The following is a 16125-nucleotide window of genomic DNA, read 5'->3' as shown; positions in this document are numbered from 1 at the left end:
CTTTTCACATAGATTAAGGAGGTACTAACATGTCATTTAAAGGTAAACATATTGGTTTTGGTTTAACCGGTTCCCATTGTACGTACGATGCTGTGCTGCCAGAGATGAAGAAACTAGTCGACCTTGGTGCTAAAGTAACGCCATTTCTTACCTACACTGTAGAATCAACAGACACAAAGTTTGGTGAGAGTGCGGATTGGCTAAGAAAAATTCAAGAGATCACTCCAGAGCCTATCGTCAACTCAATCGTTAAAGCAGAACCATTTGGCCCAAAGACCCCACTAGACTGCATGGTGGTCGCACCAATTACAGGCAATTCAACGAGCAAATTCGCCAATGCTCTAACTGACTCCCCAGTGTTAATGGGAGCCAAAGCAACACTAAGAAATGGAAATCCAGTTGTTCTTGGTATTTCAACGAATGATGCTCTAGGATTAAATGGAGTGAATATTATGCGACTCATGTCCACAAAGAATATTTACTTTATCCCATTTGGTCAAGACGACCCAGTAAAAAAACCAAACTCGCTTGTGGCTAGAATGGGAGCATTAGTGGATACAGTAGAGTCTGCCATAGCTGGAAAGCAATATCAGCCCGTTCTTGTTGAAAAATACAAAGATTAGCGATTTGACGAAGTTGCACAATTGAGAGATTTCCCTTAAAGTTTAATAGAGGAACTTGGCGATTAGAGGAATGGAGTATGCTATAATCATTTCAATCGTCACAAGAAAATGTCTACTAAACTCATGAACGCGGAAGGGGAACTAGAAATGACAACACCAAACTACCATGTAGCTGTTGTAGGAGCAACAGGTGCCGTCGGACAACAAATGCTAAAAACATTAGAGGAACGCAACTTTCCAATTGGGCAACTAACATTGCTTAGTTCTAAGCGTTCAGCAGGTAAAGAAATTACTTTTAAAGGAAAAACGTATACAGTCCAAGAAGCAACACCTGAATCATTTGAGGGTGTTCAAGTTGCATTATTTAGTGCAGGAGGATCTGTTTCAAAAGCGTTAGCGCCTGAAGCTGTTAAGCGCGGTGCGATAGTAGTTGATAACACAAGTGCCTATAGAATGGATCCAGATGTCCCTCTTGTTGTGCCAGAAGTAAATGAAGAAGAATTACGTAACCATAAAGGAATTATTGCCAATCCAAACTGCTCAACGATTCAAATGGTTGTAGCATTAGAACCGATCCGCAAACAATACGGCCTAACAAAGGTTGTTGTGTCAACGTACCAAGCAGTATCAGGAGCGGGTCTTGATGCAATTGAAGAAATGAAGGATCAAACAAAAGCGATTTTAAATAATGAAGAGTTTACACCTGAGATCTTACCAGTTGGTGGCGATAAAAAGCACTACCAAATTGCATTTAATGCCATCCCTCAAATTGATCTATTCCAAGAGAATGGGTATACATTTGAAGAGATGAAAATGATAAACGAGACGAAGAAAATTATGAACATGGATCGTTTAGAGGTAGCTGCAACATGCGTACGACTACCAATTGAGACGGGCCATTCTGAATCTGTTTATATTGAAACAGAAAAATCAGGAGCAACTGTACCAGAACTAAAAGAACTATTACACAGTGCACCAGGCATTACATTACAAGATGATCCAGCATCGCAATTATATCCTATGGCAGCTAATTGCGTGGGCAAAGAGGATGTATTTGTTGGTAGACTTCGTCGTGATCTAGATCGTGATAATGGATACCACATGTGGATTGTTTCAGATAACTTATTAAAAGGCGCCGCTTGGAACTCTGTTCAAATTGCTGAAAGCCTTGTTAAATTACAACTTCTATCGTAAAAGAGTAGGTGCCTTATGAAGATCATAGTACAAAAATTTGGTGGAACATCAGTAAGAGATGAAGAGGTCCGAAAAAAAGCAGCAAAGCACGTATTGAAATCTGTGCAAGATGGCTATAAAGTCATTGTAGTCGTCTCAGCTATGGGTCGTAAAGGTGAGCCTTATGCAACTGATACATTGCTTCAATTAGTAAATCATAATCATATCTCCAAACGCGAGCAAGATTTATTAGTGTCTTGTGGAGAGATTATTTCTTCCGTTGTGTTTACAGAGTTATTAAATGAACTAGGTCTACAGGCTTCAGCACTTACAGGGGCGCAAGCTGGATTTAGAACAAATGATGATTTCACAAGTGCAAAAATTTTAGAGATGCGTTCAGACCATTTGAAAAAAACACTGACGAATCAAGATGTAGTTGTCGTGGCAGGCTTCCAAGGTCAATCGAAAACAGGCGAAATTACGACGCTAGGTCGTGGGGGTAGTGATACATCTGCTACGGCTTTAGGTGCGGCTGTTGGGGCAGAATGGGTCGATATTTTCACAGATGTAGAAGGTGTTATGACGGCCGACCCACGCATTGTATCAGATGCTCGTGCACTAGATACAATGACGTATAATGAGATTTGCAATATGGCCTATCAAGGGGCCAAAGTCATCCATCCGCGAGCGGTTGAGATTGCGATGCAAGCAAAAATCCCTCTTCATATTCGATCTACTCATTCATCGAGCCGAGGTACACTCGTGACTTCCATGCTCTCGGAAAAAGCAGCGCAAGATGTTCAAGATCGTACCATTACAGGAATTGCGCATTTAGCAAACATCACTCAAATAAAAGTCTTTGCCAAAGATGGACAGTTTGATTTACAAGAAAAAGTATTCAAAGCCATGGCAAATGAAAAGATTAGCGTTGATTTTATTAATATTAACCCTAGAGGCGTTGTTTACACGATTTCTGATGAAGTCGCTGATCGAGCCATAGCTGTTTTAAATGAAATGGGCTATGAACCCGAAGTACAACGCCACTGCGCCAAAGTGTCAGCTGTAGGTGCAGGAATGAGTGGTGTGCCGGGAGTTACAGCTAAAATTGTTGGCGCACTTTCGCGTGAAAACATTCAAATTTTGCAATCTGCCGACTCTCATACAACGATTTGGATCCTTGTAAAAGAGGAAGATATGAAAAAGGCTGTAAATGCACTCCATTACATGTTCCATTTAGAAGAAGTTGGGAATAAATCCGTTTAGGAGTCAGCAATAATTGCTCGTGTAAGGAGTTGGGAAATATGGATTTTGGCCATGTATGGACAGCAATGGTTACACCGTATGATTCAAAAGGAAATATCGATTTTGATCGAACGAGAAAATTGATTGATTATTTACTAGCCAAAGGGACAGATGCGCTTGTTATTGCCGGGACGACGGGCGAATCTCCGACACTTACAGAAGAAGAGAAAGTTGCCTTGTTTCAATGTGCAGTCACGCACGTCAATAAGCGAGCAGCGGTTATTGCCGGGACAGGGAGTAATGATACCGCGGGGTCAATTCGTCTCACAAAGAAAGCTGAACAGGTGGGTGTCGACGGGATTATGCTCGTCACACCTTATTATAATAAGCCATCACAACAAGGACTTTATGATCACTTTAAAGCCATTGCAAATGAGACGCGTTTACCTGTGATGCTTTATAATGTTCCTGGTAGAACATCTGTTAATATGTCTGCGGAAACGACGATTCAGTTAGCAAAAATTGATAATATCACAGCGGTTAAGGAAGCAAGTGGAGACCTTGAACAAATGGCTGTGATTATCGAAGCAACGAGTTCAGACTTTTTTGTATATAGTGGGGATGATTCCCTTACCTTACCTGCGTTATCAATTGGCGCAAACGGTGTTGTATCAGTCGTTTCGCATGTAGCAGGTGAAAGAATGCAACAAATGATCCAAGCATTTTTAAAAGGTAATGTAGAAGATGCCGCGAACATTCATCGCTCATTGCTCCCACTGATGAAAGCTATGTTTTATGCACCAAATCCAACATGTGTGAAATACGCGATGCAAGTAGTTGGTCTAGATGTCGGCGGAGTACGCATGCCACTTGTTCCTTTAACGAAAGAAGAGCAAAGGAACGTCCTTGTAACTATGAATGAGTCTAACCTTTAGGGGTTAGACTTTTTTCGTGAGCAGAAGAAAAAAAGGTGCAAATGGTTGCATGATTTTGGTAGTAAAGGAAGTTCAGTCTTGTGTTTCAATTCATGAATAAGGTATACTATTTGCAAGTGATTCGAACGGGTTGTGGGTCGTAACGTTTGAGTGCGTTATAGATTCTTTAATCAGAGCCAGTGTTACCAATGGGAGCGAACGGTTCAACGTTAAATAAAGTGTAAGTATGAAAAGAACAATTTTCAACAATTAACGCGTATTAGAAAAGGGCCAGTTTCACTTAATTGAGTGATGGGGAACTATTTCTTTTGCATAGATGTTAAATTTTTTTATTATTTAGGAGGAACGCCAAGTGTCAAAGCAACAGACAGAAAAAGTACGTGTTTTTGCCTTAGGTGGAGTCGGAGAAATCGGCAAAAATATGTACGGAATTGAAGTAGATGACGATATTATTATCGTTGATTCAGGACTAATGTTTCCAGATGATGATATGTTAGGAATCGATATTGTTATTCCGGATGTATCGTATTTAGTTGAACAAAAGGACCGAGTAAGAGGGATTATTCTCACGCATGGTCACGAAGATCACATTGGTGGTCTAAGATACGTTTTAAAGAAGATCAATGTACCTGTTTATGGAACAAAACTAACCCTTGGCTTAGTTGAAGAGAAGTTGAAAGAGGCGGGTATTTTACGCCAAACGAACTTACAACTAATTGATTCCAACTCAAGAATTAAAGTTGGCTCAACAGATGTATCGTTTTTCCGCGTTAATCACAGTATTCCAGATTCAGTAGGAGTATGCGTTGAAACATCTCAAGGTGCGGTTGTTCATACGGGAGATTTTAAGTTTGACCAAACGCCTGTTGATGGGAAACAAGCAGAAATCGGAAAGATGGCGGCAATTGGTCAAAAAGGCGTTCTGTGCTTACTATCAGATAGTACGAATGCTGAACGTCCTGGAACGACTAAGTCAGAAACAGAAGTTGGACAAGGGATTGCCGAAGTGTTCGAACAGTCAACAAACCGAATTATTGTAACAACTTTTGCTTCGAATGTGCACCGGATCCAACAAGTGATTCATGCAGCAGTCAAAGCAAATCGTAAGCTTGCAATTGTTGGGAAAAGTATGATTCGTGTCATTACGATAGCTTCAAAACTCGGTTACTTAAAAATGCCAGACAATCTTGTCATTGAGATTGATGAAGTGAGTAAATACAAGGATCATCAATTAGTTATAGTAACAACAGGAAGTCAAGGCGAACCAATGAGTGCTTTAACTAGAATGGCTAAAGGAGCTCATCGCCAAATTACGATTACAGAGCAAGATACCGTCATGATCGCAGCTTCGGCGATTCCAGGTAATGAAAAATCGGTTTCAGCCATTATTGATAAATTGCACCGTATTGGAGCAGATGTCGTATATGGTCAATCGAAAGTTCATGCATCGGGACACGGTAGCCAAGAAGAGTTAAAACTCATGTTGAATTTAATGAAACCTAAATATTTCTTACCAATTCATGGGGAGTTCCGTATGCAACATGCACATCAAGGGCTTGCGATTGATGTGGGAATCAAGCAAGAAAACATTTATCTAGTTGATAAAGGTGAAGTGATTGAATTTACAAAAGGACAGGCTAGAAAAGGTGGAAAAGTTCCGGCAGGTAATGTACTAATCGATGGATTAGGTGTTGGTGATGTCGGTAACATCGTTCTACGTGATCGCCGTCTTCTATCAAAAGATGGAATCTTAGTTGTTGTTGTGACTTTAAACAAAAAAACAGGTGAGATTGTTTCTGGACCAAATATTATTTCTAGAGGTTTTGTTTATGTTCGTGAATCTGAGAAATTACTCGATGATTCAAACGAATTAGTAAGCACTATTTTGAAGAAGTGTGTGACAGAGAACGTAAATGAGTGGTCATCATTGAAGAGTAACGTCCGTGAAGGGTTAAGCCGTTTCTTATTTGAAAAAACGAAACGTAGACCAATGATTTTACCAATTATTATGGAAGTATAAGAAAACAAGAAGACATGTCGAATCTGGCATGTCTTTTTTTCGCATGAATTTTACTTGTGGCGTTCATACTATCTGCATACAACATTGAAGGAGGACGTTATGGATGGATATGAATGAACAGCCGCAAGCTCCGCAAAAAGATCAAAAGGGTTCGGGAATACTTGATAAGATTCAAGAATTAGGTCAAACAAACGTTCCAACAATGGAGGCATCAAACATTCATTGTATGACCATTATTGGTCAAATAGAGGGTCATATGCAATTGCCTCCTCAAAATAAAACCACTAAATACGAACATATTATTCCGCAACTCGTAGCGGTCGAGCAAAACCCAAAAATGGAAGGATTACTTTTGATCTTAAACACAGTAGGAGGAGATGTAGAAGCGGGTCTTGCTATTTCTGAGATGGTCGCATCCATGTCAAAACCGACGGTCACTCTTGTTCTTGGCGGAGGGCACTCGATTGGAGTTCCGATCGCCGTCGCAGCGAACTACTCTTTTATTGCCAAGACAGCGACAATGACCATTCACCCAATCCGTTTAACAGGTTTAGTCATTGGAGTTCCACAAACATTTGAATACTTAGACAAAATGCAAGAAAGAGTCATCAGTTTTGTTACACAACAATCTAGAATTTCGGAAGAGAAATTTAAAGAATTGATGCTCTCAAAAGGGAACTTAACTCGAGATATTGGTACTAATGTGGTAGGTACTGACGCAGTGCAATACGGGTTGATTGATGAAGTAGGTGGCATTGGCGTTGCTTTAAAGAAACTAAATGAGTTAATGGATGAAAATAAACCGAAAGAAACGAAAGGAGACATGGTGCAATGATCTTGTATACGATGATGCCACATGAACAGATCTTTCCACCTGATGAACATGCCTATGCTACTCAACAAGTCGTTAACTGTGCAGATGGTCAATTAATTGTAGAACAAATAAACGCCAGTGAGTATAAAGTCGTTCGGTTAATGAGTGGCAATTCAATGAGTTACTTAAATCCAAACTATACTCCAGGTACGATTATTCAAGCAAAACCTCAATTTTAGCTATGTAGACCAGTTCTATCTTATGCTATAATTAAATTCATCCAAGCATGGTCGAAGCAGCCAATTTTGGCTGCTTCTTCTCTATGTGATTTGAATAGTTATAGATGTTGTAAAATGAGGTGAAAACGAATGGCAAGGCGTAAAAAGAAGAAAAAAACCGAGTGGAAATCTCAATTAACGTACGAGTTAATTGGTCTCGGGTTACTAGTCATTGCCGTCGTAACCATGGCAAGATTGGGATCAGTCGGTGAAGCGTTTGTAAGACTGTTCCGTTTCTTCTTAGGACAATGGTTTGTCATATTAGCAGGAGGGTTACTAGTAACAGCATTATATATTATGATCAAACGAAAAATGCCCCATTTCTGGTCAAGAAGGATGGCTGGATTTTATGTAATGGTATTATCTCTCACATTATTTAGTCATGTCGGTTTGTTTCATCACTTAAATAACCGAGAAGGGTTTCAAGATCAGTCGGTCATTCGAAACACTTGGAATTTATTTTGGATGGAAATGAGAGGGGAAGTCCCTCCAACCGACTTAGGTGGAGGAATGGTCGGTTCTATTGCGTTTGCGATTAGTCATTTCTTATTTGCTGAAGCTGGTACATATTTTTTATGTTTTATTCTTTTTGTAGTAGGAATGATTTTACTTACAGGACGCTCGTTATCTGAGCTTGTGGGACGATTGTTTAAAGGAGTGTATGTTTTTATTGCAGATACGTTGCTCTCACTACTTGATGAAATGAAAGAGATGAAAGAGAGAACGAAACAAAAAATAACCGATGAAAAAGCGGCATATGAAGAGCGGAAAAAACAACGAAAATCACAACAGGATCTTAAAGGTGATGAAGACGAGGACGTTATTGAACCTGATGTGATGGCCGAGCCAGAAATTGTTGACTTTACGCAAAAAGCATATTCGGAAAAAAGCAAAGAGAAACCTCTTACCGATCAAAAATCTACTGAAGATTCAGTAGAGAAAAAGAAAGAAATCAAGCATCAAGACGAAGACCATCAACCAGACGAGGTGCCAATTCCACTCATTACGGCTGATGAAGCGAATGAATTGTACAAGCTACCAGACCTCGAGATGTTGCAGCTTCCGAATAACCCGAGTCAATATAATGAGAAGCGTCAATTAACTTCAAATGCTAGAAAGCTTGAGCAAACACTTGAGAGTTTTGGAGTGAAGGCTAGAGTTTCAAAAGTCCATTTAGGGCCTGCTGTGACTAAATATGAAGTAAATCCTAGTGTTGGTGTAAAGGTGAGCAAAATTGTTAATTTAGCGGATGACCTTGCACTAGCGCTAGCTGCAAAAGATATTAGAATGGAAGCGCCGATTCCAGGTAAATCAGCTATTGGAATTGAGGTGCCGAACCAAGAAGTGGCGATTGTGACGTTGAGAGAGGTATTAGACTCTGAGAAGTCGAAAAACGATGAGAATGTGCTATCAGTTGGTTTAGGAAGAGATATTTCAGGAGAACCAGTATTAGCACCACTGAATAAGATGCCACATTTACTTGTAGCAGGTGCGACTGGAAGTGGAAAAAGTGTTTGTATTAATGGAATTATTGTAAGTATTCTGATGAAAGCAAAGCCACACGAAGTAAAGTTAATGATGATTGACCCTAAAATGGTTGAATTGAATATGTACAATGGGATTCCACACTTGTTAACTCCTGTAGTGACAGAGGCGAAAAAAGCATCCCAAGCCTTGAAAAAAGTAGTATCAGAGATGGAACGTCGTTACGAATTGTTCTCGCATACAGGAACAAGAAATATTGAAGGCTATAACAATTCCGTACGCAAACAAAATGTAACATCAGATGCCAAGCAACCAACATTACCCTATATTATTGTGATTGTTGATGAATTAGCTGATTTAATGATGGTTGCCTCTGGTGATGTAGAGGACTCTATTGCAAGGCTTGCTCAAATGGCACGTGCTGCAGGAATTCATATGATTATTGCAACTCAACGACCGTCTGTTGACGTAATTACTGGAGTGATTAAAGCGAACATCCCATCTCGGATTGCTTTTGGTGTCTCTTCGCAAACTGATTCTAGAACAATTCTTGATTCTGGTGGGGCTGAAAAGCTACTCGGTCGCGGAGATATGCTATATTTACCAACGGGAGCTACGAAGCCAACAAGGATTCAAGGTGCCTTTTTATCTGATAGCGAAGTTGAAGAGATTGTAGCTTTTGTCATCTCTCAACAAAAAGCACAATACCAAGAAGAAATGACACCAACAGATGCACCGGAAGTAAAAGAGAAAGTGGAAGATGAGTTGTATGATGCTGCTGTCGAACTTGTTACAGAGATGGAAACGGCATCTGTTTCGATGCTCCAACGACGCTTCCGAGTAGGGTATACACGAGCTGCAAGACTCATCGATGAAATGGAATTAAGAGGAATTGTTGGTCCATACGAAGGTAGTAAACCGAGAGAGGTCCTTGTCTCAAAACAAGAACAAACGGATCAAAACATATCATCTTCATGAAAATAGTTCTAAAAAATGGTTAAAAGAGAGAGAATAAGGCTTAAAGGGGTGGAGACTTTGATTAAAGCAGATCATCGTCCGTTGTATTTACAAGTAATTGACCGGATTAAAGAAGATATCGAAAACCAAGTCTATGAAGAAGGAGAAAAGCTCCCTTCTGAATTTGAATTGTCCAAACAGCTAGGAATTTCTCGTGCAACGTTGCGGGAAGCTCTTCGTCTACTTGAAGAAGAAGGGGTTGTGGTTAGGCGTCACGGGGTTGGAACATTTGTACATACAAAACCTCTTTTCTTGGCTGGAATTGAAGAACTTTACAGTGTGACGGATATGATTAAACAAGCTAACATGAAACCTGGGACAATCTTTTTGTCGTCGGCTGTTAGTGAAGCAACAGATGAAGACCGACGTCGGTTTAATGATGAAGAATTAACAGAAGTGATGGAAATTGAACGTGTTCGTACAGCAGATGAGGTGCCTCTTGTCTATTGCCTTGATAGAGTGCCCAATGAGTTGCTTAAAAATCACTCTATTCATGAAACGAAATCAATTTTTAATTACTTAGAAGAACTCGGGCACTCTATTACATATGCCATTACATATATTGAGCCGATTGGCTACCATGAGCGAGTGTCAGAGACGCTTCACTGTGACCCAGGTACGTCATTGTTACTTTTAAAACAAACACATTATGATCAAAGTGAACGACCATTACTTTATTCTCTTAATTATTTTAGAGCGGATAAATTTAAGTTCCACGTAGTAAGAAAGCGAGTAAAGGCATAAACTAACGATGAATGGTAAAAAGGAGATGATTGCAATGCAACTAGCTGAAAACACAGTAGATTGTCACGGTCTAAATGTCCATACCATTAAAACAGACCGCTATAAAACCAATACATTAATGCTCATGATGAAAGCGCCACTTCATAGAGAGACAGTCGCCATGCGCGCCTTGCTTCCTCATATTCTTCAAAATGGCACGGTGACATCTCCTTCACGAAAAGAAGTGAGAGGACGTCTTGATGAATTATACGGCGCAATGCTATCCTCTGACGTGCAGAAAAAGGGAGAACAGCATGTCATAACGATTCGGTTAGATGTGGCTAATGAAAAATTTTTAACAGACCAAACACCGATTTTTGAAGAAGGTATGAAATTACTTGCAGAGGTTCTCCTTAATCCGCTAACAGAAGGTGAGGCATTTGCGTCGACTATAGTTGAGAGTGAGAAACGTTCATTAAAACAACGGATTCAATCGGTCTACGATGATAAAATGCGCTTTGCGAATGTTCGTATTACTGAAGAAATGTGTAAAGACGAACCGTTTGGCTTAACAGCATTCGGAACTGAAGGTGAAGTGGAAGCGATTACAGCCGAGTCGCTGTATTCTTATTACAAAGAACTCCTAGATACAGATCGCATGGACCTGTATGTTGTCGGTGATATTGACGAGCAAGAAGCAATTGAACAAATAAAAACACATTTCACTTTTGATAGCCGCAACCCTAAAGAACAAGTGCCAGCAAGCAGTGAAAGTCCCGACGTAAAAAATGAGAATATCGTAACAGATGAACAAGATGTTAAACAAGGGAAGCTACATATTGGTTATCGTACATATACGACGTACAATAGTCCCGATTATATCGCGATGCAATTATTTAACGGATTGTTTGGAGGATTCTCTCATTCGAAGTTATTTATAAATGTTCGTGAAAAAGAAAGTCTTGCCTATTATGCGGCTTCGCGTTATGAAAGCCATAAAGGAATCATGATGGTGATGTCAGGTATTGAATTCTCTAAATACGAACGGGCTGTGACAATCATTAAAGAGCAACATGAAGCGATGCGTACTGGTGATTTCACAGAGGCAGAACTTAATCAAACAAAAGCGATGTTGAAAAATCAATTACTCGAAACGTCTGATGTTGCAAGAGGGTATGTTGAACTTGCTTATCATCAAATTGTGAGTGGTCAAACACGTTCGTTAGATGAGCTACTGAAAGAGATTGATCATACTACAAAAGAGGATGTAGTGAAAGCGGCGAATAAAGTACAACTCGATACTATTTACTTCCTAACAGGAAAGGAGGACTCAAAATGAAGCCCCTCACTTTTAAACAGCTAGATGAAACGCTTTATCATGAAAAACTTGATAATGGGTTAGATGTTTATATTTTGCCAAAAGAAGGCTTTAATAAAACGTATGCCACATTTACAACCAAATACGGATCAATTGATAATAAGTTTACGCCTTTAGGAGGAAAAGATCCTCTTCATGTCCCGGATGGAATTGCGCACTTCTTAGAACATAAAATGTTCGAAGATGAAAATGGGGATGTTTTTCAGGATTTTAGTAAACAAGGGGCATCAGCAAATGCTTTTACTAGCTTTACACGCACAGCCTACTTGTTTTCAAGTACATCGAATGTCGAACAGAACCTTGAAACACTCATGAATTTTGTACAACATCCATACTTCACAGAAGAAAGCGTAGAGAAGGAAAAAGGAATCATTGGTCAAGAAATTACGATGTATGATGACAATCCGGACTGGAGAGCTTATTTTGGTGTAATTGAAAATATGTTTGTTCATCACCCTGTTAAACTTGATATTGCTGGCACAATTGAATCGATTTCAAACGTGACAAAAGATTTGCTCTATACATGTTACGAAACGTTTTATCATCCAAATAACATGTTGTTATTTATTATTGGCCCTGTTAATCCAGAAGAAATGATGCAGCAAGTACGTGAAAACCAAGAGAAAAAGTCATTTTCAAAACCTAAAGACATTGAACGATTCTTTGATGAAGAGCCAATGAAGGTAGCGACTGAAAAAAATGTGATTCGTATGCCTGTTCATACACCGAAGTGTTTAGTTGGGTTTAAAGAATCCAATCCAACAAGGCAAGGCGAAGAATTATTAAAGCGAGAATTATCAATGAATATATTGCTCGATCTCATGTTTGGTCAAAGCTCATCCAATTATCAAAAGCTACATGAAGACGGATTGATTGACGATTCCTTCTCATTTGATTACTCAGCTGAAGAAGGTTTTGGGTTTACGATATTGGGTGGCGATACGAATAAGCCAGACGAACTTGCTGATGCCATTAAAGAAATGGTGACTACGTTTAAGCAGTCTGATTTAGATGAACAAATGGTCCGTCGTGCGGTAAAAAAGAAGATCGGTTCATTTTTACGCTCGCTTAATTCACCTGAGTATATTGCCAATCAATTTACACGTTACGAATTCAACAAGATGAATTTATTTGATGTGGTGCCAGTACTTGAAACAATCACAGCGGATCATCTTAAAAATGTGTTAAATGAACATTTTGACTTCGATCGCTTTACAGTCTGTCAAGTCCGAGCAGAAGAGACGGAGTAAAGAAAATGAAAAGAATTTTAATCACTGGAGCGTCACGAGGGATTGGTGCAGCGATTGCAAAAGAGCTAGCCTCACCTGGGTGCGCTCTATTTTTGCATTATTATACAAATGAAGAAGCGGTACTTGCTGTTGGGAAGGATTGTCTTAAACAAGGGGCAGATGATGTTCACTATGTACAAGCAGATCTTAGTATGCGGGAGGGGGCCTCACAATTATTACAGCAAGTATTTGCACCTGTTGATATCGTCATTCACTGTGGTGGAATGAGCCTTTCCCAATTGTTCACAGACTTAACGGATCATGAACTTGATCAAATGATGAATTTGTATGTCGCAAATCCAATCAAGATAACACGCAAGCTTTTACCACATATGATTCGTGAAAAAAAGGGGAAAGTGATAGCCATTTCTTCTATTTGGGGTGTGACTGGAGGAGCATGTGAGGTGGCTTATTCTGCTGCCAAAGGTGGCTTAAACAGCTTTATTAAGAGCCTAGCTAAAGAAGTAGCAATAAGTAACATCCAAGTTAATGCGGTGGCACCTGGTGCGATTTTAACGGATATGATGAAAAGCTACTCACAAGTTGACTTAAATGACCTATGCGATGAAATACCTGCTGGCGTCTTTGGGACACCAGAAGATATCGCACATGCTGTTGCTTTTTTAGCTTCTGAGAAATCAAATTATATAAACGGTCAAATTCTCTCTATAAATGGTGCGTGGAATTGTTAAGTTTCTCTGCATAAAAAACCGCTTTGCTTGAGAAAATAAGGATGTAATACATTTTCTTCAAGGAGGGGCTAGTATGTCTGTACTCGACAACTGGGATCATTGGAAAGACTTTTTAGGCGATCGTCTTGATCAAGCTCAACATGAGGGCATGAATCAAAATGTTGTATCGGATGTGGCTTATCAAGTAGGCGAATATCTAGCACAACAAGTAGAGCCTAAAAATGAGCAAGAGCGTGTTCTAGCAGAGCTATGGAAAGTAGCAGATGAAGCAGAACAACATGCTATTGCAAATATGATGGTTAAACTAGTTCATAACGATGGCTAAAAGTAAGAGAACGTCGCACATACGTGCGGCGTTCTTTTTTAGGTGTTCCACTTATTATAGCTTTAGGACTAAATCTAAATAAAAACGGTAGGAGCATGAACATTTTTGTAGTAAACTAAGTGCTTCAAGTATCTTTTTCGACATTTTGGCATTTAACTAGACAAAGTGCTTTCATTTGCAAGTAAAATCCATTATCATTAAGAAGTAGAGAATATTAGATGAATTTGTCAATATTTCACCTTAAAAGTTACCTATAAGTTGCATATCCTACAATAGAAAGGTGACGGTATACATTATGAAGGAATGGTATTTAGAGTATCAAATTCATAACAATCGTCCTGGATTACTAGGAGATATCTCTTCTTTACTTGGTATGTTAAAAATAAACATTGTGACAATAAACGGTGTCGATGATATGCGTCGTGGGATGTTAATACGTAGTGCTAGTGAGGATCCTATAGCTAGGTTTCGTGCGATTTTAGACACGATCGAGAGCATTACGGTTAGAAAATTCCGAGAGCCTCGATTACGTGATCGCTTAGCGATTCGCCACGGACGATATATTGAACGAGATGCAGATGATCGTAAGACCTTTCGTTTTATTCGGACGGAGCTTGGTTTGCTCGTCGATTTTATGGCCGAATTATATAAGCGTGATGGCCACTATTTAGTTGGGATACGCGGGATGCCTCGAGTGGGGAAGACGGAATCGATTGTAGCGGCTAGTGTTTGTGCCAACAAAAGATGGTCGTTCATTTCCTCAACATTACTTAGACAAACCGTTCGCAATCAACTTGCAGATGATGAATTAAGTGAGGATCACATTTTTATTATCGATGGAATTGTCTCAACCATGCGTTCGACAGAGAGACATCGTACATTAGTACGAGATATTATGCGATTGCCTGCGGTGAAAGTAGTCGAGCATCCAGATATCTTTGTGCGTGAAACAGAATATGAATTAGAAGATTTTGATTGCATCATTGAATTAAGGAACAATGAGAAAGAGACAATCTCCTATGAAGTGATGGAGTCTGGTTTCTCTTCATTTGATATTAGTTAAAGTTGTAGGTAGGTGTTAGTTGTGTCAGAATTAGGTCAACATTTGAAGGAAACAAGAGAACAAAAAGGATTATCTCTTGAAGACTTGCAGAGAACAACAAAGATCCAAAAGCGTTATTTACAAGCAATTGAGGAAGGGCGTTTTGATACCCTTCCTGGTCTTTTTTATGCTAGAGCATTTGTTAAGACGTATGCCGAGGCAGTAGGGTTAGATTCGGAAGTGTTATTTGACCAATATCGTAGTGAACTTCCAAACCCTCAAAAAGAAGCAGTAGACTTACCATCTCGCTCTGAGCGTACAAAATCACCTGTTCGTCCGACCAAAAAATCTAAATCGGCTTTCGTGCCAGCAATGGCAGCCTTAGCGTTCTTGGTCATCTTTGCCGTCGTTATTTGGTTAATTACACAAAGTATTGGCGGAGAGCGCGATGCAGCAATTCCTCCAGACAATGAAGAGAATGTTGATGCGGACTTTTCTGAAGATGTTGTCGAGCCGAATGAACCTGTGGAAGAAGATAGCGAACCGGTCGATGAAGAAGGCTCTGAAGAAGAAGGAATCGTCGACGAAGAGGAAGTACCTGAGGAGGAAGAGACGCCACCTGCAAGTGAACTTACATTTACATCAACTAGTGGGAATACTTCTTACTATGAATTAGTGTCAGATCGCTTCGATGTTGTGATCCAACTCAACGGAAATTCGTATGTTGATATTAAAAATGGATTAGGCAATCAGTTTTTCTCAGGCCAACCAGCCGGAGGGGAAGAATTGTCTTATCAATTTGCTGAAGAGGAAGAAATAGAAATCAATATCGGTGCCTCGCAAAATGTAACACTGTTCATTAATGATGAAGAGGTGGACTTTGCAATTGACAACCCTCATCAAAGAGTTAATATCGTTCAAGTAACCGAAAATGAACAATAAAAAGAGTGGTCTACGGACCGCTTTTTTTTTTACAATTTGCTCGGTCCATCGTCTGAAATCTAGAACCGACTTGTTTCTCAAATTTGCCCATAATATGGTACAATAAGCAGTGTTATTTGTAAATGAGATCTAGAAATGGAGTGACAT

General features: G+C 39.6%; 15 protein-coding genes. All 15 read left to right on the top strand.

All coding sequences use genetic code 11. The features are described 5' to 3' along the window. Positions 1-29 precede the first annotated feature (29 nt). Positions 30-623, top strand: a complete 594-nt coding sequence (gene dpaB / locus CDZ88_RS08590) for a dipicolinate synthase subunit B (RefSeq protein WP_100373155.1) — start codon at positions 30-32, stop codon at positions 621-623. A 147-nt stretch (positions 624-770) separates the two neighbouring features. Next, the gene (gene asd, locus CDZ88_RS08585) at positions 771-1817 is read left to right on the top strand and encodes an aspartate-semialdehyde dehydrogenase (RefSeq protein ID WP_100373154.1); all 1047 of its coding nucleotides are present in this window, start codon (positions 771-773) and stop codon (positions 1815-1817) included. A gap of 15 nt (positions 1818-1832) precedes the next feature. Next, positions 1833-3059 carry an aspartate kinase gene (gene dapG, locus CDZ88_RS08580; protein WP_100373153.1) on the top strand — a complete coding sequence of 409 codons (1227 nt, stop codon included), beginning with the start codon at positions 1833-1835 and terminating at the stop codon, positions 3057-3059. A 38-nt stretch (positions 3060-3097) separates the two neighbouring features. Beyond that, on the top strand, positions 3098-3973 hold the full coding sequence (gene dapA / locus CDZ88_RS08575) for a 4-hydroxy-tetrahydrodipicolinate synthase (protein ID WP_100373152.1): 876 nt from the start codon (positions 3098-3100) through the stop codon (positions 3971-3973). A gap of 352 nt (positions 3974-4325) precedes the next feature. After that, positions 4326-5993: a ribonuclease J gene (locus CDZ88_RS08570; protein ID WP_100373151.1), complete on the top strand. Its 1668-nt coding sequence runs from the start codon at positions 4326-4328 to the stop codon at positions 5991-5993. 103 nt (positions 5994-6096) lie between these two features. Next, positions 6097-6828 carry a ClpP family protease gene (locus CDZ88_RS08565; protein ID WP_100373150.1) on the top strand — a complete coding sequence of 244 codons (732 nt, stop codon included), beginning with the start codon at positions 6097-6099 and terminating at the stop codon, positions 6826-6828. Next, complete coding sequence (locus tag CDZ88_RS08560; protein WP_100373149.1) at positions 6825-7046, top strand: YlzJ-like family protein; 222 nt, start codon at positions 6825-6827, stop codon at positions 7044-7046. The genes CDZ88_RS08565 and CDZ88_RS08560 overlap by 4 nt, the downstream gene beginning before the upstream one ends. Before the next feature lie 129 nt (positions 7047-7175). Continuing rightward, positions 7176-9548 (top strand): FtsK/SpoIIIE family DNA translocase, encoded by a 2373-nt coding sequence (locus tag CDZ88_RS08555; RefSeq protein WP_100373148.1) that lies wholly within the window; start codon positions 7176-7178, stop codon positions 9546-9548. A 57-nt stretch (positions 9549-9605) separates the two neighbouring features. Beyond that, positions 9606-10331: a GntR family transcriptional regulator gene (locus CDZ88_RS08550; protein WP_100373147.1), complete on the top strand. Its 726-nt coding sequence runs from the start codon at positions 9606-9608 to the stop codon at positions 10329-10331. 34 nt (positions 10332-10365) lie between these two features. Further along, positions 10366-11649, top strand: a complete 1284-nt coding sequence (yfmF, locus tag CDZ88_RS08545) for an EF-P 5-aminopentanol modification-associated protein YfmF (RefSeq protein WP_100373146.1) — start codon at positions 10366-10368, stop codon at positions 11647-11649. Continuing rightward, positions 11646-12938 (top strand): EF-P 5-aminopentanol modification-associated protein YfmH, encoded by a 1293-nt coding sequence (gene yfmH, locus CDZ88_RS08540; protein ID WP_100373145.1) that lies wholly within the window; start codon positions 11646-11648, stop codon positions 12936-12938. Before yfmF ends, yfmH begins: the two co-directional genes overlap by 4 nt. Before the next feature lie 5 nt (positions 12939-12943). Continuing rightward, on the top strand, positions 12944-13669 hold the full coding sequence (gene ymfI / locus CDZ88_RS08535; protein ID WP_100373144.1) for an elongation factor P 5-aminopentanone reductase: 726 nt from the start codon (positions 12944-12946) through the stop codon (positions 13667-13669). A gap of 73 nt (positions 13670-13742) precedes the next feature. Further along, a complete protein-coding gene (locus tag CDZ88_RS08530) occupies positions 13743-13994 on the top strand; it encodes a DUF3243 domain-containing protein (protein ID WP_100373143.1) in 252 nt (83 codons plus the stop codon). A 295-nt stretch (positions 13995-14289) separates the two neighbouring features. Next, a complete protein-coding gene (locus tag CDZ88_RS08525) occupies positions 14290-15057 on the top strand; it encodes a DUF3388 domain-containing protein (protein ID WP_100373142.1) in 768 nt (255 codons plus the stop codon). Between the two features lie 21 nt (positions 15058-15078). Then, positions 15079-15978, top strand: a complete 900-nt coding sequence (locus tag CDZ88_RS08520; RefSeq protein WP_100373141.1) for a helix-turn-helix domain-containing protein — start codon at positions 15079-15081, stop codon at positions 15976-15978. Positions 15979-16125: the final 147 nt, after the last annotated feature.

Source organism: Bacillus sp. FJAT-45037 (assembly GCF_002797325.1).
Taxonomy (GTDB): Bacteria; Bacillota; Bacilli; order Bacillales; family Bacillaceae_D; genus Alkalihalophilus.
The sequence above is the reverse complement of the archived record's forward strand: the minus strand, read 5'-3'. Positions and strand labels throughout refer to the sequence as shown.

Bases quoted from the DNA above. Each gene is read 5' to 3' on its own strand.
- CDZ88_RS08560 (WP_100373149.1), top strand. From the start codon at position 6,825: ATGATCTTGTATACGATGATGCCACATGAACAGATCTTTCCACCTGAT.
- dapA (WP_100373152.1), top strand. From the start codon at position 3,098: ATGGATTTTGGCCATGTATGGACAGCAATGGTTACACCGTATGATTCA.
- dapG (WP_100373153.1), top strand. From the start codon at position 1,833: ATGAAGATCATAGTACAAAAATTTGGTGGAACATCAGTAAGAGATGAA.
- CDZ88_RS08565 (WP_100373150.1), top strand. From the start codon at position 6,097: ATGGATATGAATGAACAGCCGCAAGCTCCGCAAAAAGATCAAAAGGGT.
- ymfI (WP_100373144.1), top strand. From the start codon at position 12,944: ATGAAAAGAATTTTAATCACTGGAGCGTCACGAGGGATTGGTGCAGCG.
- CDZ88_RS08525 (WP_100373142.1), top strand. From the start codon at position 14,290: ATGAAGGAATGGTATTTAGAGTATCAAATTCATAACAATCGTCCTGGA.
- dpaB (WP_100373155.1), top strand. From the start codon at position 30: ATGTCATTTAAAGGTAAACATATTGGTTTTGGTTTAACCGGTTCCCAT.
- asd (WP_100373154.1), top strand. From the start codon at position 771: ATGACAACACCAAACTACCATGTAGCTGTTGTAGGAGCAACAGGTGCC.
- CDZ88_RS08530 (WP_100373143.1), top strand. From the start codon at position 13,743: ATGTCTGTACTCGACAACTGGGATCATTGGAAAGACTTTTTAGGCGAT.
- yfmH (WP_100373145.1), top strand. From the start codon at position 11,646: ATGAAGCCCCTCACTTTTAAACAGCTAGATGAAACGCTTTATCATGAA.
- CDZ88_RS08555 (WP_100373148.1), top strand. From the start codon at position 7,176: ATGGCAAGGCGTAAAAAGAAGAAAAAAACCGAGTGGAAATCTCAATTA.
- yfmF (WP_100373146.1), top strand. From the start codon at position 10,366: ATGCAACTAGCTGAAAACACAGTAGATTGTCACGGTCTAAATGTCCAT.